Origin of the sequence: Streptomyces sp. NPDC088553 (genome assembly GCF_044752965.1) — a bacterium.
Classification (GTDB): Bacteria; Actinomycetota; Actinomycetes; order Streptomycetales; family Streptomycetaceae; genus Streptomyces.
Genome location: NZ_JBIVMG010000011.1, coordinates 188,790 through 207,821 on the forward strand (window position 1 = coordinate 188,790; position 19,032 = coordinate 207,821).

The 19,032-nt window shown below is 71.9% G+C and carries 17 protein-coding genes; 13 read left to right on the forward strand and 4 right to left on the reverse strand.

Features of this window, described 5'->3' with window-relative positions:
- The first annotated feature begins 5 nt into the window (after positions 1-5).
- From ACIP8Z_RS31865 to ACIP8Z_RS31905, 9 genes are all read left to right on the forward strand, one after another.
- The gene (locus tag ACIP8Z_RS31865) at positions 6-419 is read left to right on the forward strand and encodes a roadblock/LC7 domain-containing protein (protein WP_030325548.1); all 414 of its coding nucleotides are present in this window, start codon (positions 6-8) and stop codon (positions 417-419) included.
- 157 nt (positions 420-576) lie between these two features.
- Positions 577-981, forward strand: a complete 405-nt coding sequence (locus ACIP8Z_RS31870) for a DUF742 domain-containing protein (RefSeq protein WP_030206207.1) — start codon at positions 577-579, stop codon at positions 979-981.
- Positions 962-1,543, forward strand: a complete 582-nt coding sequence (locus tag ACIP8Z_RS31875) for an ATP/GTP-binding protein (protein ID WP_055602619.1) — start codon at positions 962-964, stop codon at positions 1,541-1,543. Before ACIP8Z_RS31870 ends, ACIP8Z_RS31875 begins: the two co-directional genes overlap by 20 nt.
- 339 nt (positions 1,544-1,882) lie before the next feature.
- The gene (locus tag ACIP8Z_RS31880) at positions 1,883-5,197 is read left to right on the forward strand and encodes a nitrate- and nitrite sensing domain-containing protein (RefSeq protein ID WP_402089625.1); all 3,315 of its coding nucleotides are present in this window, start codon (positions 1,883-1,885) and stop codon (positions 5,195-5,197) included.
- A 7-nt stretch (positions 5,198-5,204) separates the two neighbouring features.
- The gene (locus ACIP8Z_RS31885; RefSeq protein WP_026057603.1) at positions 5,205-5,618 is read left to right on the forward strand and encodes a roadblock/LC7 domain-containing protein; all 414 of its coding nucleotides are present in this window, start codon (positions 5,205-5,207) and stop codon (positions 5,616-5,618) included.
- A gap of 92 nt (positions 5,619-5,710) precedes the next feature.
- Entirely contained in the window at positions 5,711-6,265 is a 555-nt protein-coding gene (locus ACIP8Z_RS31890) for a DUF742 domain-containing protein (protein WP_402089627.1), read from the forward strand.
- Positions 6,246-6,827, forward strand: coding sequence for an ATP/GTP-binding protein (locus ACIP8Z_RS31895; protein ID WP_015036414.1), 582 nt, complete (start codon positions 6,246-6,248; stop codon positions 6,825-6,827). Before ACIP8Z_RS31890 ends, ACIP8Z_RS31895 begins: the two co-directional genes overlap by 20 nt.
- Positions 6,828-7,009: 182 nt before the next feature.
- Positions 7,010-8,023, forward strand: a complete 1,014-nt coding sequence (locus tag ACIP8Z_RS31900; protein ID WP_402089629.1) for a serine/threonine-protein kinase — start codon at positions 7,010-7,012, stop codon at positions 8,021-8,023.
- Positions 8,013-8,507, forward strand: coding sequence for a hypothetical protein (locus ACIP8Z_RS31905; RefSeq protein ID WP_402089631.1), 495 nt, complete (start codon positions 8,013-8,015; stop codon positions 8,505-8,507). The genes ACIP8Z_RS31900 and ACIP8Z_RS31905 overlap by 11 nt, the downstream gene beginning before the upstream one ends.
- A 343-nt stretch (positions 8,508-8,850) precedes the next feature.
- On the opposite strand, the gene ACIP8Z_RS31910 is transcribed toward ACIP8Z_RS31905, so the two are convergent.
- Positions 8,851-9,210, reverse strand: a complete 360-nt coding sequence (locus ACIP8Z_RS31910) for a hypothetical protein (protein ID WP_402089633.1) — start codon at positions 9,208-9,210, stop codon at positions 8,851-8,853.
- A 99-nt stretch (positions 9,211-9,309) separates the two neighbouring features.
- Here ACIP8Z_RS31910 and ACIP8Z_RS31915 point away from each other — a divergent pair, with 99 nt between their 5' ends.
- From ACIP8Z_RS31915 to ACIP8Z_RS31930, 4 genes are all read left to right on the forward strand, one after another.
- Positions 9,310-9,726: a hypothetical protein gene (locus ACIP8Z_RS31915; RefSeq protein ID WP_402089635.1), complete on the forward strand. Its 417-nt coding sequence runs from the start codon at positions 9,310-9,312 to the stop codon at positions 9,724-9,726.
- A 70-nt stretch (positions 9,727-9,796) separates the two neighbouring features.
- Positions 9,797-10,585: a hypothetical protein gene (locus ACIP8Z_RS31920; RefSeq protein WP_402089637.1), complete on the forward strand. Its 789-nt coding sequence runs from the start codon at positions 9,797-9,799 to the stop codon at positions 10,583-10,585.
- Positions 10,582-11,382: a PP2C family serine/threonine-protein phosphatase gene (locus ACIP8Z_RS31925; RefSeq protein ID WP_319319717.1), complete on the forward strand. Its 801-nt coding sequence runs from the start codon at positions 10,582-10,584 to the stop codon at positions 11,380-11,382. The genes ACIP8Z_RS31920 and ACIP8Z_RS31925 overlap by 4 nt, the downstream gene beginning before the upstream one ends.
- Positions 11,379-12,917 (forward strand): hypothetical protein, encoded by a 1,539-nt coding sequence (locus ACIP8Z_RS31930; RefSeq protein ID WP_402089639.1) that lies wholly within the window; start codon positions 11,379-11,381, stop codon positions 12,915-12,917. The genes ACIP8Z_RS31925 and ACIP8Z_RS31930 overlap by 4 nt, the downstream gene beginning before the upstream one ends.
- 73 nt (positions 12,918-12,990) lie before the next feature.
- On the opposite strand, the gene ACIP8Z_RS31935 is transcribed toward ACIP8Z_RS31930, so the two are convergent.
- The 3 genes from ACIP8Z_RS31935 to ACIP8Z_RS31945 form a co-directional block, all read right to left on the reverse strand.
- Complete coding sequence (locus tag ACIP8Z_RS31935; RefSeq protein ID WP_030320260.1) at positions 12,991-13,194, reverse strand: acyl-CoA carboxylase subunit epsilon; 204 nt, start codon at positions 13,192-13,194, stop codon at positions 12,991-12,993.
- Positions 13,195-13,208: 14 nt separating this feature from the next.
- The gene (locus tag ACIP8Z_RS31940) at positions 13,209-14,792 is read right to left on the reverse strand and encodes an acyl-CoA carboxylase subunit beta (RefSeq protein ID WP_402089641.1); all 1,584 of its coding nucleotides are present in this window, start codon (positions 14,790-14,792) and stop codon (positions 13,209-13,211) included.
- Positions 14,793-15,062: 270 nt separating this feature from the next.
- Positions 15,063-18,986 (reverse strand): endo-alpha-N-acetylgalactosaminidase family protein, encoded by a 3,924-nt coding sequence (locus ACIP8Z_RS31945; protein WP_402089642.1) that lies wholly within the window; start codon positions 18,984-18,986, stop codon positions 15,063-15,065.
- Positions 18,987-19,032: the final 46 nt, after the last annotated feature.

Sequence of the window (19,032 nt, forward strand, 5' to 3'; positions counted from 1 at the left end):
ACGCGATGAGCCAGGCGGCGCAGAATCTGAACTGGTTGATCACCAACTTCGTGGACAACACCCCTGGGGTGTCCCACACGGTGGTGGTCTCCGCCGACGGACTCCTGCTGGCCATGTCCGAAGGATTCCCCCGCGACCGTGCCGACCAGCTGGCGGCGGTCGCGTCCGGACTGACCTCGCTGACCGCGGGTGCGTCCCGGATCTTCGAGGGGGGCCCCGTCGCCCAGACCGTGGTGGAGATGGAGCGCGGCTTCCTCTTCCTCATGTCGGTGTCCGACGGTTCCTCGCTGGCCGTGCTCGCGCACCCCGAGTGCGACATCGGCCTCGTGGGCTACGAGATGACGCTGCTGGTCGACCGGGCCGGCAGTGTCCTCACCCCGGATCTCCGCGCGGAGCTCCAGGGCAGCCTGCTCCACTAGCCGGTTGCCTCACGGAAAAACCCCACCGCACCACCGACCGACAGGGCGGTACGCCCCTCCGTACCGCCCTGGCACCGTTATCCGTCCGGCCGCCCCACCCGGCCCCCCACCGGCCCCATCAGACGGCAGAAGGTTTGCCGTCACGCCCGGAGGATTCATGACCCCGCCCCCCGCCTCTCACGATCCGTACGGCAACTCAGTCGACGAGTACGGACATGAGGGCGACCAGCCGCTGGTGCGTCCGTACGCGATGACCGGCGGCCGGACCCGGCCGCGCTACCAGCTCGCCATCGAGGCGCTGGTCAGCACCACGGCCGACCCGGCGCACCTCGCCACTCTCCTCCCGGAGCACCAGCGGATCTGCCACCTGTGCCGTGAGGTCAAGTCGGTGGCCGAGGTGTCGGCGCTGCTGTCGATGCCCCTCGGTGTCGCCCGCATCCTCGTCGCCGACCTGGCGGAGGCCGGCATGGTGGCCATCCACCAGCCGGGCAACGGAGAGACCGGCGGCACGCCGGACGTGACTCTGCTCGAAAGGGTGCTCAGTGGACTTCGCAAGCTCTAGCGGCGGTGCGGCTCGGTCGACCACCAGCGCGAAGATCGTGGTGGCGGGTGGCTTCGGCGTGGGCAAGACCACGTTCGTCGGCGCCGTGTCCGAGATCAACCCGCTGCGTACCGAGGCCGTCATGACGTCCGCGTCCGCGGGCATCGACGACCTCACGCACACCGGTGGCAAGACGACGACGACCGTCGCCATGGACTTCGGCCGCATCACCCTGGACCAGGACCTGATCCTGTACCTCTTCGGTACGCCGGGTCAGGACCGTTTCTGGTTCATGTGGGACGACCTGGTCCGCGGCGCCATCGGCGCCGTGGTGCTCGTCGACACCCGTCGTCTCGCCGACTGCTTCCCGGCCGTCGACTACTTCGAGAACAGCGGTCTGCCGTTCGTGATCGCCCTCAACGGTTTCGACGGGAGCCAGCCGTACCAGCCGGAGGAGGTCCGCGAGGCCCTCCAGATCGGTCCGGGCACCCCCATCATCACCACGGACGCCCGGCACCGCGCCGACGCCAAGAGCGCGCTCATCACCCTGGTCGAGCACGCCCTCATGGCCCGGCTCAAGTAGTCGGACGGCCGGAGCGGTCGTCATATGCCACCGCCAGGGGCGGTCTGTGTCGTTCGACACGGCCGCCCGCGCGTTCATAACATTTCGACAGAGAATTGGGGCGCCTCGGACACCCGACGCATCCGATCGGTGCCGCTGCGCTCACCTGAGCCCCGTCTTTTGACGGGGCTCGCTCTTTATGCCCGTTTTATACGAGGCGTAAGCCCGTGAAACCGGCGGCGTCCCACTGTTTGGAACCGACCCCCTTCACGTGCTGCAATTCATGAACTCCCGAGTAGTACGGCCCTGAACGAAACACCGGCACAACGTAGGTGCCGACGCCGAGAGGTTGTTGGTCGAGTGAGGCGCAGCAAGGAAAGCTCCGCGGAGCAGGAGACACGGGGCAACTTCACCCCGCCGTCGCGCATGGCGATGGCGCCCGCGGACGTGCCCGTGACGCAGCCCGCCGTGGCCGCCACCCCGGGCAGCTCCAGCAAGCTCTCGCCCCGCAACTGGCGGGTGCCCACCAGGCTGAACGCGATCCTCTGCATACCCGTGCTGGTCGGCCTCGTCATGGGCGGCTTCCAGGTCAAGGGAGCGATCGACACGTGGCAGGAGGCGCAGGACGCCGAGAAGACGGCGCTCATCGTGCGCGCCGCCTCGGAGTACAGCACCGCCCTCCTCAACGAGCGTGACCTGACCGCCGGTCCCCTGCTCGTCGCGAAGACCCCCGAGGACCGCAAGAGCGACGAGGTCACGAAGGCGTACGCCGCGACCGACGCCAGCAAGGTCAGGTTCGACGAGGCCGTCAAGGACATGCCCTCGGGCCAGGGCCTGGAGCGGCGGCTGAACCTCTTCCGGGAGGAGGAGCCGAAGCTCGACGCGCTGCGCAAGGTCGCGTACAGCCGCTCCCTCGACCCGGTGGAGACCCAGCGCGGTTACACCGGCGTCCAGCACTACCTCACCGAGTTCTCCAACGAGCTCGGCCTCGGCACCGGCAACGTCACGGCCTACGGCCGCAGCGTCTACGCCGTCCAGCTGGCCAAGGGCGCCGAGTCCCTCCAGCGCTCCATCGGCACCCAGCTCCTGGTCCGGCCCAGCCGGACCGAAGCCGTCTTCGCCCAGCAGTCCGTGGCCTTCAACTCGTACAACTACCTGGAGCAGATCGCCCTCGGCGAGTTCTCCTCCGGTGGTATGCCCGAGGACGTCGAGCTGCTCAAGAAGGTCATGAAGGGCAAGGCCACCGAGGGCGCCAAGCAGATGCAGGCCGCCGGTGTCGACCTGCCCAAGGGCAAGGACGGCTCCGTCTACTCCGGCGTCGCGTCCGCCATCGGCTCCGCCAAGACTCCCGAGGCCCTCGCCGCCCTGAAGGCCAAGGGCATCACCCCCGAGACCTGGATGGCCGTCGCCACCGCCAAGTTCGATGGCTACTCCGAGGTCGAGAAGGCGCTCGTCGACAAGGCCGTGGCCGAGGCCATCCGGATCTCCGACGAGTCCAAGACGGACGCCTGGGTGATCGGTGGCATCGTCGTCGTCGCCCTGCTCGCCGCCTTCATCCTCGCCGGGATGATGGCCCGCCAGATGAGCCGCGCGATGCAGCAGCTGCGCACCGCCGCCTTCGGCATCGCCGAGCAGCGTCTGCCGATGCTGGTCGACCAGCTGTCCCGTACCGAGCCCGGCCGCGTCGACACCCGCGTGCAGCCGATCCCGATCGACACGCAGGACGAGATCGGCGAGGTCGCCCGTGCCTTCGACCAGGTCCACCGGGAGGCCGTCCGGCTCGCCGCCGAGCAGGCCATGCTCCGGGGCAACGTCAACGCGATCTTCACCAACCTCTCGCGCCGCAACCAGTCGCTGATCGAGGGCCAGCTGACCCTCATCACCGACCTGGAGAACAACGAGGCCGACCCGGACCAGCTGGAGAACCTCTTCCGCCTGGACCACCTGGCCACCCGTATGCGCCGCAACGGCGAGAACCTCCTCGTCCTCGCCGGCGAGGAGCCGGGCCGCCGCTGGGACCAGCCGGTCCCACTGGTCGACGTCATGCGCGCCGCCTCCTCCGAGGTGGAGCAGTACGAGCGCATCGAGCTGGCGGGCGTGCCGGAGGCCGAGATCCACGGCCAGGCCGTGACCGACCTCGTGCACCTGCTCGCCGAGCTCCTGGAGAACGCCACGACGTTCTCCTCCCCGCAGACCAAGGTCCGCGTCACCGCGACCCGTCTCCCCGACGGCCGTGTGATGGTCGAGATCCACGACAAGGGCATCGGCCTCACCGCCGAGGACTTCGCGGACATCAACCACAAGCTGGCCAACCCGCCGACCGTGGACGCGGCCGTCTCGCAGCGCATGGGCCTGTTCGTGGTCGGCCGGCTCGCCGACCGCCACGGCATCCGGGTCCAGCTGCGCCCCTCGGGCGAGCAGGCCGGTACGACCTCGCTGGTCATGCTGCCGGACGCGATCACGCACGGTGGCGGTGGCGAGCAGCCGATCCAGGACGACTTCACGGTCTCGCAGATCATTCCGCAGCAGCAGCAGCAGCCGAACGCCTTCGAGAGCGCCCCGCAGCAGCAGCCGATGCTGACCGCCGCCGACCTCGGCTTCGACGACTCCCGCTACGAGCAGCCGGCCGAGGAGGAGCGTCAGCTCGACCCGGTCAACCGCTCGCTGAAGCGCGAGGGGCGGCGTGCCGCCCTGGAGGCCCAGGCGCAGACCGGCGACCGGCCGCTCTTCCGCGACGAGGCGGAGCAGCCGGACGAGTACGGCCTGCGGGGCCAGGAGTACGCGGGGCAGGGCGAGCCGCAGGGCCAGGAGTACGGCCAGGGTCAGGAGTACGGGCAGCAGCAGGGTCAGGAGTACCCGGCCGAGCAGTACGCCCCGGCGCAGGAGTACGGGCAGCAGCAGTCTCAGCAGTCGCAGGGATACGGCCAGGAGTACGCGGCCGGATTCCCGCAGCAGCAGGACGGCTACGCGTACCCGCAGCAGGGCTACGAGGCCTACCCGCAGCAGGGTTATGCGGAAGCTTCGTACGAGACCCCGGGAACCGAACACCAGCAGTACGGCAATGCGTTCGATACCCAGTCCCACCAGGGAGACTGGCAGGATCAGAGCGCTTACCAGGGCGGCTACCAGCAGCCGTTCGGAGCGGAATCGGAATCTGCTCCGAGCGCTCCCGAACAGGCCCCCGACCGCGTAGGCTTCGACCGTCCGGGTCCGACCCCGAGTGCCGCCCCGGACGCCGGTCACGCGCTGACCGACGCCGGACTGCCGCGCCGCGGCAGCGTCGCCTCGCCGACCCAGCAGGCGCCGCAGCAGCAGGCACCGCAGCAGGCGAAGCCCGCGCAGCCGGCGCAGGAGCAGCAGCAGAACGACGCCGACCCCACCGACGACTGGCGCTCGGCCAACGACGAGCGCTGGCAGCGGGCCGGGAAGCTCAAGGACCCGAAGGCGGGCGGGGTCACCTCGTCCGGTCTTCCCCGCCGGGTCCCGAAGGCCAACCTGGTCGAGGGCACGGCTGAGCAGACCCCGCAGGGCGGCCCCCAGGTCTCCCGCGCACCCGAGGACGTACGGGGCAGGTTGAGCAACCTGCGCCGCGGCGTCCAGCAGGGACGCAGCGCGGGAACGGACACGAACGGATCGGGCCTCGGCCCGGGCAGTACCTACAACCAGGAGCGTTAGTGTGAGCATGAGCCAGGCGGCGCAGAATCTGAACTGGTTGATCACCAACTTCGTGGACAACACCCCCGGGGTGTCGCACACGGTGGTGGTCTCCGCCGACGGACTCCTGCTGGCGATGTCCGAGGGTTTCCCCCGGGACCGCGCCGACCAGCTGGCGGCCGTCGCCTCCGGACTGACCTCGCTGACCGCGGGCGCGTCCCGGATCTTCGAGGGTGGTGCGGTCAATCAGACCGTGGTGGAGATGGAGCGCGGCTTCCTCTTCATCATGTCGATCTCGGACGGCTCCTCGCTGGCCGTGCTCGCGCACCCCGAGGCGGACATCGGTCTCGTGGGCTACGAGATGGCACTGCTCGTGGACCGCGCGGGCACCGTCCTGACTCCTGACCTCCGGGCGGAGCTTCAGGGAAGTCTTCTCAACTAACAGACAGACAGTGCGTTTCGCGCCACCGCCCCGTAAGGTGCGGTGGCGCGGTTCCAAGGGACATGGACCGCGAGGCAGTCGGAGGAGGAGACGTGGGAACACCACCGGGCTCAAGCCCCTACAACGGTTATGACGCGCACCAGGCGCCGCTCGGCGAGACCGCGCAGAACCGGTTCAACTTTCCCTCCACCCCGAGCAGACAGGGCGTATCGCAGCCCTATCGGCAGCCTCACGCCCAGCCCGCGGGTGCGCAGGGCTCCTCGCGTGCCCAGTCCGCCGCAGGCTCCAGCAGCTCCGGCGGCACGCACAACCCGCTGGTGCGTCCGTACGCGATGACCGGCGGCCGGACCCGGCCGCGCTACCAGCTCGCCATCGAGGCGCTGGTCAGCACGACCGCCGATCCGTCCCGGCTGCAGGGGCAGTTGCCCGAGCACCAGCGGATCTGCCGGCTGTGCTTCGAGATCAAGTCGGTCGCCGAGATCTCGGCCCTTCTCTCCATCCCCCTCGGCGTCGCCCGAATCCTCGTGGCCGACCTGGCAGAGGCCGGGCTCGTCGCCATCCACCAGCCGGGCGGCGACGAGGCCGCCGGCGGTCAGCCAGACGTGACACTGCTCGAAAGGGTGCTCAGTGGACTTCGCAAGCTCTAGCGGCGGCGCGGCCCGTTCAACCACCAGCGCGAAGATCGTGGTGGCGGGTGGCTTCGGCGTGGGCAAGACCACGTTCGTCGGCGCCGTCTCGGAGATCAACCCGCTGCGTACCGAAGCCGTCATGACGTCTGCGTCCGCGGGCATCGACGACCTCACGCACACCGGCGACAAGACGACGACGACCGTCGCCATGGACTTCGGCCGCATCACCCTGGACCAGGACCTGATCCTGTACCTCTTCGGTACGCCGGGTCAGGACCGCTTCTGGTTCATGTGGGACGACCTGGTCCGCGGCGCCATCGGTGCCGTCGTCCTGGTCGACACCCGCCGCCTCGCCGACTGCTTCCCCGCGGTCGACTACTTCGAGAACAGCGGCCTGCCGTTCGTCATCGCCCTCAACGGCTTCGACGGGAACCAGCCGTACCAGCCCGAGGAGGTCCGCGAGGCCCTCCAGATCGGTCCGGACACCCCCATCATCACCACGGACGCCCGGCACCGCGCCGACGCCAAGAGCGCGCTCATCACCCTGGTCGAGCACGCCCTCATGGCCCGCCTGCGGTAGCTGTCCCCCGGCGCCCGTACCGAAAGGCCGCGTTCCCCCTCGGGGACGCGGCCTTCGGCGTTTCCCGGACACCTGCCCGAGCCGCTGCCCGAACTGCCTTCGGCACGAGGTCTTCGGTGCGAAACCGCCACCGGGGCGGGGCTCGTCCACTACGTTGTCGGGGGGACCTCGGGGGAGGAAGCATGAGCGCGCACGACGGTACGGACCGGATCGGGCCCTTCGACGTCGTGAGCGTCCTCGGCAACGGCGGGATGGGCAAGGTCTTCCTCTGCCGGACACCCGCCGGGCAACGGGTCGCGGTCAAGGTGATCCGCGGGGAACTGGCCGGCATCCACGAGATCAGAGAGCGGTTCGCCCGCGAGGTGAACGCCCTGCTCGACGTCCACAGCCCCTACACCGTCCCGGTCTACGCCGCGGAGACGGTCACACCGCCCCTCTGGCTCGCCACCCGCTATGTGGCGGGACCCACGCTGGAGGCGAGGGTCGTCAGGGAAGGGCCCCTGTCCCTGCGGCAGGTGGCGGAACTCGGCGCCATGCTCGCGGAGGCGCTCTCCGAGGTCCACGCGCGCGGGGTGATCCACCGTGACGTCAAGCCGAGCAACATCATCCTGGAGAACGGCGAACCACGGCTCATCGACTTCGGGATCGCCCGTACGGCCGCGGGGAGGAAGGGGCTGACCCTCCCCGGCACGGCACTCGGCACCCACGGCTACATGGCCCCCGAACAACTGCTGGGCCGGGAGCCGACGCCCGCGGTCGACATGTTCGCGCTCGGCTCCGTCCTCGCCTACGCGGCGACGGGCCGGCCGCCGTTCGGAACCGGGCAGACCGCGAGCATACGGATCCTCCGGCGCCTGCCGCCCCGGCTGGCCGGCGTACCGGCGCCGCTCGCCGGGCTGATCGCCGACTGCCTGGCCACCGCGCCGGCCGAACGGCCGCTGCCCGCCCGGATGACGGCCGCGCTCGGCGCGCTCCTTGCTCCCGCCCCCGCCCCCGCCCCCGCCCCCGGGGGATCCGCCGCCGCGGGGCCCCGGCAGCCCACCGTGCCGGTGCCCGATCCCCCGCACCGCTGCCATGCGCCGGCGGCGCCCGGTGCCGGTGACCCGTGCGCGTTACGTCCGTTCGCCGCCCGGCTCCTCGATGCGGGGCTGACCCGTTCCCTCGTCCGGAAGGCGGCTCTGCACCATGCCCGCTGAACGCGCCGAACCCCTCCAGCACGTCGTCGAACTACGCGACGGCTGGGAGCCGTTGGTACGGGACTGGGCCCGCCGGCGCGGCGAACCCGTCGCCCGCGAGGACGGCGCCCTGTACCTGGAGACCACGGTGGGCGGCCCCACCGGACCCCGGCTCACCGTGGACATCAGCCGTGCGGCGGGTTCGCTCGTGGTGGCGGTCACCGACGGGACGCTGGTCCCCTCGGACCGGCTCGCGCCCACCGCGGCGGCCGCGACGGCCTGGAACTCCCGCGAGGTGACCCCCACGGCGATCCTGGGGGACGAGCGCAGCGAGGCACCGCTGCTCTCCGCCGTCCTCGCCCTGCCGCTGGCCGCGCACCTCTCGGCCGACGGATTCGCGTCCACCCTCGACGCCCTCCTCGACGCGGCGCTCCGGCTGCTGCGCGAATGCCACGACCTCGGATTCGTCCTGCGGAACACCGATGACCTCACCACGCGGGAGTGACCGGATGGAATGGGCCATCGTCCTGCTGACGGTCACGGTGCTGCCCATGGCGGCGGCACTCGCCATCATGTGGGCCAGCACGGCGTCCTGGCGGTCGGGATCGCGGGGGCCGGAGGGGCCCCAGGGTCCCCAGGGGCAAGGGGAGCCCGAGGGCCGGCGGGAAGCCGACCGGCGGCGCGGGCCCGGCCCCGGGCGGGAGCCCGAGGGGCGACGTGCGCGGGAAGGGCGGCGCGCGTCCGACCGACGCCCGGAAGCCGAGCGGCGCCCGGAAGCCGATGGGCGCCGTGCCTCCGACGAGCGCCGTGGGCCCGAGGGGCCGCAGGGGTCCGAGCGCCACGCTGGATCACAGGGGCGCGGTGGGTCCGACCCCCGGCGGGAAGCCGACGACCGTCGTGCGCCCGACTCCCGGCGGGATCCCGGGCGCACGCCCCCCGGTGCCGGGGCCCCGGAGCGCCACGGGTCCGACCGGGGCGGCGAGCCGGGGCACCGCGTCCCGTCCCCGCCGCCCCGCCTGCGGGACCACCTCGAACGGCTGGCCGACGCCACGCGCGCGCTGCTGGACGGCGCCGGATTCGTCCTGCCTCACCGCACCGGGCCGGAGCCCCACGAGGCCCCGTCCGCACAGCGGCCCCCGGAGGGCGTGCACCCCGAGAGCGGCGCCGACGGCCACGTACCGCACGCCGAACCGCGCTCGGAACCCCACTCCTCATCGCGTACCGAACCCCGACGCGCGCCGCGTCCCGAGCTCCCTCACGCCCCGCGTACCGAGCCTCCTCGCACAGCGCGTGCCGAGCCCCCTCCCGTGCCTCATGTGCCGCACGGCGCGCCTCACTCCGGCGTCCCCACCGGCGCCGGGGGCGCACCTCACGCCCTGCCGCGCGCCGAGCAGCCCGCCGAAGGCCACGAGGCACCGGTCCCCCAGCCCCACGAGGAGCCGTCCGCCCTGCCCCCGGCCGGAGTCGTCGCTCGCTCCGCTCTCCCCGGCCGCGCCGAACGGGATCCCGATCTCGACACCGTGGCACTCGGCGGAGGCCGACGGTTCGTGGTGACCGCGGCGACCTGGCTGCGCCCCGACGGCTACGTGGAGTGGGACGGCGCCCTGTGCCGCGCCCACTGGCAGGGCCCGGCGTCGGCGTATCCCCGTCCCGGTGACCTGGTCCGCGTGACGGTGACGCCGGACTCGGAACCTCCGCTGCTCCGGGCCCGCCCGCTCGACTGAACGTCCCCCACTCCGTACCACACCCCCCACGACGCATGCCCATCCGTCCCCGTCGCTCCACGGAGTAGCCGTGTTTCCCACGCCTCAGCCCGAAGAAGCCCCGCTCCCGGTGCCGTACATGGGCTTCGAGTTCGACAGCGCCCAGCGGCTGCCGCTGCTGCTCTGTCTGGACACCTCAAGCTCCCTGGGCCAGAACCGCGCCATCGACGCGCTCAACTCCGCCCTCACCGGGTGGGCGGCGAGCCTCGTCGACGACATGGCGCTCAGCGCCGCCGTCGACGTCGCCCTGATCACCTTCGGCGGGGGCGAGGGCATCACCGTCTGGCAGGGGGGCACCCCGCTCGGCGCCACCGCGCCGGAGTGGCCGCACAGTCCGTTCGTACCGGCCCACGAGTTCCGGCCGCCGCTGCTGCGCGCCGACGGTGTGACGCTCCTCGACCGGGCGCTGCGGCTGGCGATGGAGGTCGTCGCCGACTACAAGGCGGGACTCCGCACCGAGGGCCTGACCTACTACCGCCCGCAGATCTGCGTCGTGACGGACGGCCTGCCCAGCGACGAACGCGGCACCTTCTCGTACGCGTACCGCGAGCTCCTGCCCGATCTGCGCAAGGCGGAGGAGGAACGCCGCTTCCGGCTGTTCGCGGTCGGGGTCGGCGAGCGGCACTCGGGCGCGGAGGAGGTGCTGCAGGAACTGGCACCGCACTACAACGCCTGGCTGGACGGGTTCCCGTTCGCGGAGCTGCTCACCGCGATGTCGCACAGCGCCAAGGCCACCCAGGGCGGGGCGGCGGAGGCCGAGTTCCAGGAGATATTCGCCCGGCTGAAGCGCCGGCGCGGCGGCGGGCAGGTTCCGGCGTGAGGCCGGCGGACCGGCCGGCCGCCGGCTGGCGGGTACACGGTACGAGCGCCACGGGCTACCGGCACACGCGGGAGGGGACGCCCTGCCAGGACGCGTGGGCGTTCGAGGAGACCGCGTCGGGGCTCGTCCTGGCGGTCGCTGACGGCGCGGGGAGCGCGCCGCACTCCCGGGAGGGCGCCTGGGCGGCCGTGCAGCTCGCGATGCGCGCGTTCCTGCCGTTGGTCGCCCCGTGGGAGCGCCTGCCGGACGCCCACGCGCGCAAGGAGGAGCTGACCGAGGCGTTCCGTGAGGTGCGGGCCGCGTTCCTGCAGTGGTGCCAGGGTCCCCCCGGCCTCTTCGCGACCACGCTGACGGTGGTGGTCCTCGCCCGGGGCTGGCTCGGGCAGTTGTCGGTCGGCGACGGCCTCGTCCTCGTCCGCGCCGACACGAGCGCGGCCGGCTCCGCCTCGTACCATCTGCTGCCCCGCGCGCACACCGGCAGCGAGTACGCGAACGAGACCGTCTTCGTGGGTTCGCCCACCGCGCTCGCGCAGCTCCGGGTGGACTGTGTCCGCGACGACGCGATCGACGGGGTGCTGCTGTCCACGGACGGCCTGACCCACGCGCTGCTCAGGCGGGCCCCCGCCGGTCCTCCCCTGCCGCACGACGCCTTCCTCGGCCATCTCTTCGACCGGCTCGCCCGGTCCGACTACGACCACGACGAGGAGGAGCGGCGGCTCAAGGCCTTTCTCGACTCGGACCAGATCACCCGGGTGACCGGGGACGACAAGACTCTCCTGTGGGCGATACGGACATGACTGCGGCTGACAACAACGACGGCACCGACGGCGCCGACCACCTGCACGACCCCGTCCTCGCGCTCGGGGACGGCACGCGCGTCACCCGGGGCCCGAAACCGCTGGGTACGGGTGGCCAGGGCAGTGTCTGGACACTCGACGAACGCGCCGACCTCGTCGCCAAGATCTACAACAGCGCTCCCGACGACGCCCAGCTGCGTCGGCTCGCCGCGATGCTGCGGGCCGACCCGCTCGCCGGGGAGCGGCTGGCGCCCGGCCAGCCGCCCATGCTGGTGTGGCCGGTCGACCTGGTCGTGGCCGGCGGGCGGCCGGTCGGCTACGGGATGCCGCTCCTGGACCCGGCGGTGCACACCCCGCTGAACGGGCTGCTGCAGAAGAACGCGCGACTGCGCAGGTTCGACGGCAGGGCGCACTGGAAGTTCCTGCTCGGGGTGGCCTCGAACCTCGCCTACATGACGGCGGAGCTGCATCAGCAGCGCTTCGTCGTGGGCGATCTGTCGAGCGCCAACGCGGTCGTCGACCCGAACGGGTTCGTCACCTTCCTCGACTGCGACTCGTTCGCCTTCACCGACGCGCTGACCGGTGAGTCCTTCGGCAGCGACGTGTTCACGGACGACTACGCGGGTCCCGAGCGGTACTCCGGGGAGCCGCCCACCCGGCACTCGGACGACTTCGCGCTCGCCGTGCTCATCTACCAGCTGCTCAGCGCCGGAAACCACCCGTTCGACGGAGCTCCGCTGCAGGGTCTCGCCGAGGCGACCCGCAAGGACAACATCCAGACCGGAACGTCCTTCCTCGTCCACCCGGCCCGGGTACGGACACCGGCGCAGCTGCTGCCGCCCGAGGTGTTGCCGCCGCGGCTGGTGGAGCTGGCGCGCAGGGCGTTCGGCCCGGGGATCCGGGACCCTCGGCGGCGGCCCTCGTCGGCGGCCTGGCTGGAGGCGCTGGACGAGGCACGGTCGGCCGCCGTGCGGTGTGCCGACGTGCCGGAGCACCACCACAGCGGCCATCTGACCGCGTGCCCGTGGTGCGCGCGTCGGGCGAACGGACATTCCGATCCGTTCGTGGCGAGTCAGGGCCGTCCGTCGGCGGGCGGCCGGGCGGCCGGGGCGTCGACGAGTGCGGCGGCGAGCGCGAGCGCGTCCACGCGCCCGTCGCGTGCGGCGAGCGCGTCGGCGTCCCGGTCCGGGCCCTCCAGCGCGCCGCCGCGGCCCGGCTGGGCACCGCCGCGGTCCGGGCCGGCCGGCGCGTCCCGCCCGGCGGGCCCCACGCCCTCCGCTCCCCCGCCGCCCCCGCCCAATCCGTCGGGCACCGCGGGAACGAAGGCCAACGCGGGCACGAAGGCCAACGCGGGCACGAAGGCCAACGCGGGCACGACACGCCCGTCGGGCACGGACGACAAGGCGAAGCCCACCCCCGCGCCCCTCACCAAGGGTGAGATCGCGATCGGCTGCGGGGCCGTCGTGCTCCTCATCGGCATCGTGGTCGCACTCGTCTGGGGTGCCATCTCGCTCGTCCAGGCGCTGATCAACTAGGGGGTGTGTCCGGACGGCACGAAAGAGGGCCGGAACCCGGTGTCACCGGGTTCCGGCCCTCTTCGGTCGTCGCTCAGCGCCAGCTGTGCGGCGCGCGGAAGCCGTGCTCCCGCTCCAGGCGGCGCCAGCCGGCCGTGGTGCGGCCGCGGTGGCCCGCGGCGGTGTCCTCGTCGGACCGGGCGGCGGCACGGGCGAGCAGGACGGCCGTGATGGCCGCCAGCTCCTCGGGATCGGCGTGGCCCTTCTCGACACGGAGAAGGTTGGCAGGGGTTGTCACGTGGATGACTCCTCTTACTGAGGCGGGTTGCCGTGCTTGCGGGACGGCAGGTCGGCGTGCTTGGTGCGGAGCATCGCGAGGGACCTGATGAGCACCTGGCGGGTGTCGGCGGGGTCGATGACGTCGTCGACCAGGCCGCGCTCCGCCGCGTAGTACGGGTGCATCAGCTCGGCCTTGTACTCCTTGACCATGCGGGCTCGCATGGCCTCGGGGTCCTCGGCCTCCGCGATCTGCTTGCGGAAGATCACGTTGGCGGCGCCCTCGGCGCCCATGACCGCGATTTCGTTGGTGGGCCAGGCGTACGTCAGGTCGGCGCCGATGGACTGGGAGTCCATGACGATGTACGCGCCGCCGTAGGCCTTGCGCAGGATCAGGCTGATCCGGGGCACGGTCGCGTTGCAGTACGCGTACAGCAGCTTCGCGCCGTGGCGGATGATTCCACCGTGCTCCTGATCGACGCCCGGCAGGAAGCCGGGTACGTCCAGAAGGGTGATGATCGGGATGTTGAAGGCGTCGCACATCTGCACGAAGCGGGCGGCCTTCTCGGAGGCCTCGATGTCGAGGACACCGGCCAGCGTCTGCGGCTGGTTGGCGACGAGGCCGACGACCTGGCCGTCGAGGCGGGCGAGCGCACAGATGATGTTGCGGGCCCAGCGCTCGTGGATCTCCAGGTAGTCGCCGTCGTCGACGAGCTCCTCGATGACCTTGTGCATGTCGTACGGACGGTTGCCGTCGGCCGGGACCAGGTCGAGCAGGACCTCGGAGCGGCGGTCCGCCGGGTCCTCGCAGGGGACGGTCGGCGGGTTCTCGCGGTTGTTCTGCGGGAGCATCGACAGGAGGTAGCGGACCTCCGCGATGCAGGTCTCCTCGTCGTCGTACGCGAAGTGGGAGACACCGGAGACACCCGCGTGGACGTCGGCGCCGCCGAGGCCGTTCTGGGTGATCTCCTCGCCGGTGACCGCCTTGACGACGTCCGGTCCGGTGATGAACATCTGCGAGGTCTCACGGACCATGAAGACGAAGTCCGTCAGCGCCGGGCTGTAGGCCGCGCCGCCGGCACACGGGCCGAGCATCACCGAGATCTGCGGGATGACACCGCTCGCGCGGGTGTTGCGCTGGAAGATGCCGCCGTAGCCGGCGAGCGCCGAGACGCCCTCCTGGATACGGGCGCCCGCGCCGTCGTTCAGGGAGACCAGCGGGGCACCGGCCGCGATGGCCATGTCCATGATCTTGTGGATCTTCGTCGCGTGGGCCTCGCCCAGGGCGCCGCCGAAGATCCGGAAGTCGTGCGCGTAGACGAAGACCGTCCGGCCCTCGACCGTGCCCCATCCGGTGATCACACCGTCGGTGTACGGCTTCTTCGCCTCCAGGCCGAAGCCCTGGGCGCGGTGCCTGCGGAGCTGCTCGACCTCGCTGAAGGAACCAGGATCGAGCAGCAGCTCGATGCGTTCGCGCGCCGTCAGCTTGCCCTTCGCGTGCTGGGCCTCGGTCGCGCGGTCGCTCGGGCCGCGGAGGGCCTGCTCACGCAGGACGTGCAGCTCGGCCACTCGGCCACGGGCGTCAGCGGGCTCGCTCGGGATCTGGTCCACAACGGTCATGTACCGACCCTACGAAGTCGGACAAGAAAACCCCGCCGTCGACTCCGTACAGTCTCCCGTGTCGATTCCTGGTGGGGCTGGACAGAACGACGCACTGTTCAGCACGAGTCAACAGCCAGGTACCCCTCGTGTTTGTAGGGGTTCAACATAGACCTCGGTGGGCCCGGAATCGTCGGGCCTTCGCCGGCCCTCGCCGCCCACAAGGTAGCCCATGGCGCCGAAGGGCCCACGAACCCCGAAGGGTCGCGGGCCCCGTGGCTCGCGCCGCGGTCAGCCTCCGCAGTGGAAGCGGGCGCCGCCCCAGTCCGCGTGGTCGTTCCCGTTGCCGTCGCCGCCGTCGGAGACCACCAGATCGACCCAGGTGGCGCCGGTCACGTCGGCGGTGAGCGACCAGGCGGCGTCCGTGGCCCTGAGCACCGGGGATTTCACCCGCTCGGCGCCGTCGGCGAGGACGCTGAACTGGACGCTGCCCCGGCTGGTCTGGACGTCGTCCACGCCTACCTCGGCGGTCAGGGAGGTGCAGCGGCCGCCCAGGTAGTAGCGGACCTTCGCGGGCGCGTGGCTGCCCAGGCCCTTGGCGAACGTCACTCCCCCGATCCTCAGCGGGGAGCCGTCGCCGGTGCCGGTCTCGCCGTTGGAGAGGTCGCGCTCCACGGGGCCCCAGCCGTTGGTGGCCGAGGTCCAGTCGAGATCGCTGGCCCAGCTGTCGGCGGTGGGCGGCGGGGGCAGCGTACGGACGGTGGTGGCGGCGGTGAGCTTCCGCTCCCCTCCCCCGAGGACGTACGTGAGGGAGGCGTCCAGGGTGTACGGCCGGTAGGCCGCGTCCACCGGGGGCGTCACCTGCCAGGTGGCGCCGGCCTTCCCGCCCGGCGCGACCGTGCCGAGGGTGACGGGCGCGGCCGGTTCCACGGTCCAGCCCGCCGGGAGGGTGAGCTCGGCCCGGGCTCCGGAGACCTCGGTGGCCTCGTCGTTGCCGAAGGTGGCCGTGACCTGGTTCGGGCGGCCGGGCTCCAGGGCCTCGGGCGCGGTGACGGTGAGCGTGCCGCAGGCGGCGCGCTCGGCGGCCGGGCCGAGGTCGGTGACGGTGAAGGCGTCGAGGACGAAGTCGGCGCCGTCCGGGGCGTCACCGCGCTTGCGCAGACCCGTCCAGGTGTCGCCGCAGCCGGCGGTGACCGTCTCGGAGAAGTGCCCGCTGTCCCTCTGCTGTCCGATCGGGGTGCGGCGGGTCTCCACGGAGGTCCCGTTCGTCCGGTCGTATCCGGTGATCCACTCGTACGCGCCCGCGTGGCTCGACCGGTAGTCGTACTCGACGCGGTAGGTGCGACCGTCCTTCATGGGGACGGTCCAGGGCGCGGTCCGGTAGACGAGTCCGCTGTTCTCGTCGTGGGACTTGAGGGACTCGGCGCCGCCGATGACGTCGTCGATCAGCTTCCCGTTCCAGCCGGCCTGGGTGTAGGGGGCGTGGAGCTGGGCGATGTGGGTGCGCGGGTCGGTCGTCCCGCCCGCGTCGCCCTTGAGGAAGGGGCCCCAGCCCTGGTCGACGGCCTCGAAGTCCTCGTACACCACGGTCCCGGCCTGGGTGGCGGGGGCGTTGGCGACGATCCGGACGTCGTCGATCCGGACGGTGGCGGCGCTGCCGCTCGCGGCCTCGATCCGCAGCGGGGTGCTGCCGCGGGGCGGGGCGGTGAAGGTGACCTTGGCGCGCTGGAAGCGGGTGCCGTTCCAGTCGGAGGCGGCGACCCGGTCCTGGAGCGAGGACCGTTCGACGGTGACGGACCGCCCGCCGACGGAGAGGGTGGTGGGCCGGGTGGCGCCGGGCTGGACCTCGATCAGGGCGGAGGCGGTGTACCGCTCGCCCGGGGTGAGGCCGGTGATCCGCTGGCCGACCGAGGCGGTGGCGGTGCCGGAGAGCTTCGCGCTGTTGCGTCCCTGCTCGTCGGTGTCACGGGCGACGGTGCCGGTCGTGGTCCAGGAGCCGAGCTTCGCGTCGTTGAAGCCGGGGTCCTTCACCGGGGTGCCCTGGCCCCACTTCGGGGCGGGCTGCGCGGGGGCGCGGTCGGGGTGGAGGACGTAGGGCTGTCCGGCGACGGCGTCGAGAGTGATCCTCCCGCCGGTGGGGCGCACGGTGGCGGTCTTCACGCGCCCGTTGTCGGTGAGTCTGTAGACCGTGTACGAGCGGGTGCCGGCCGGGACGGACCAGGTGGTCGTGCCGCCCGCCTTGTTGTAGTGGTAGAGCTTCGTGCCGTCGGTCTTTCCGCCGGTCTTCCCGTCGGACCAGGGCAGCAGGTAGCTCTCGCCGTCGAGGACCTTGCGGCCGTCCTCGTAGAAGGTGCGGCGGCCGTCCTCGACGGTGCCGCGGACCCCGCCGGTGAAGGTGATGTCGTTGCCGTTCCAGCGGGTGATCCGCTGCTGCTGGAGGTACTTGGCGGGCAGGTTCCGCTGCCAGACGTTGGCGGTGAAGTCGTTCCAGTCGGTCTCGCCGGTCCAGCCCTCGAAGTCCACGAGGGCGGTCTGGCCGAGGACCCGGTGGTTGTTCCAGACGTCCTTCTCGCCGTTGCGGATGAAGCGCACGATCTGCGAGTTGAGGCCCTTGTTGGTGGCGCCGCCGTAGTCGAGGTCGTTGGCCCAGTGGGACCAGAGGGAGGCCCGCTCGAACTTCTCGGACCACTCGGTGGCGACGTTCCAGCCCTGCGCCTGGACGGCCCTCATCGTCTCGTCGGCGATCCAGCCGTGGGTGTAGTAGACGTCGATGTAGAGGGTGGAGAGGTTGCGGTCGGTCTCGTCGCGCAGCTGCTTGAAGCGGCGGGCGAGGTCGCCGCTGTTGATGTCGCGGCGCTGGTCGATGTAGTAGCTCTGGTTGAGCCAGTTCCAGCCGGGCTTCGTCCTGTCGACGAGGGTCTCGCTGAAGTTCCTCGCCTCGGGGTACGACTCGGTGGCGTTGACGTGGACGCCGAAGTCCGCGCCCCACTTCCGGCCCTCCTTGAGGAGGACGTTGAGGTCGGTGAGGCCCCCGGCCCGCTTGTTGTAGTTGCCGCCGTAGTCGGGGTGGGCGGAGTCGTGGCCCTCGGAGCCGTACCCCTTGAGCAACGCGAACTGGCCGAGTCCGTCGGTGGAGAGCGAGATCCGCTTGACGTCGTCCAGGGTGCGCAGGAAGGGGTGGGTGGCCTGCGAGGCGAAGTTGAACGGGATGTGGGCGACGACCCGGTCGGGGGTGTCCTCGCTGCCCGGGGCCTTGATCCCGATCGTCCGGAAGGCGATGGCGCCGTCCTGCCAGTCGGTGGTGCCGTCGGCGTTGGCGTCGGGGGTGACGACGACCTTGGCCCAGGGCAGGCTGTCGCCGCTCGCGGGCTTCGGCGCGCCCTCGCCGCGGTAGGTCCACTGGCCGGACCAGACGCCGACGCGGGTCTCGGTACCGGTGGCGGTGGTCTGCTTGCGGGCCTGGTGCCAGAAGCGGGCGCCGTCGCGGGCGGAGGCCCCGGTGGGCTTGTCGTAGCTGGAGTTGGACTCGACGGCGGCGGCGAGCCGCCCGGTGCTGACGATCGCGTAGCTCGCGCCCACCGGGGTGGTCTCGGCGGCGGTCGCGTCGGTGACCTGGGCGAAGACGTCGGCGGTGCGGGTGGAGTCCGGGTCGAGCCGGGTGAAGGCGGTCGCGGCGCCGGCGTCCGAGGAACCGACGGAGACCAGGTCGTGGCCCGGTATGTCGAGGGTGCCGACCCGGAAGCCCTCGATGTCGCGGACGGCGGTCACCCGGAACGTGGTGGCCCGCCCGTCGACGCTCAGCCGCGCGTCGATCTCGACTCCCGGCAGGTCCGGGAAGGTGAGGGTGTACGCGGCGGAGGACCCGGTCATCACGGGGGCGCCCTTGGCCCGGACGGTACGGGCGGTGCCGTTGAGGACGATCTGGGTGACCGGGGCCGTACTGCCGAGGAGCCGGGCGCCGCTCGCGCGGTCGGTGTACGAGAGGACGCGGGGGAAGTCCTCGGCGACGGCCACGGAGAGCTGCCGGGAGGCGATGAAGGGGCCGTCGGTGGCCGCGGTGCCGGCCGCCGCCGTGTCGGCGGCCGCGGGGGCGGCTGCCGCGCCCCCGGCCGTGGCGCCCTCGGCCAGGGCGGGCCCGGCCAGGGCGAACACGGCGGAGGAAGCGACGGCGAGCGCACAGGCCGCACGGAGTCTTCGCGAAGGGGGGAGGGACATGCGCTCTAGTTGGCCCCGCCCCGGCGGCACCGTCAACGAGATCGCG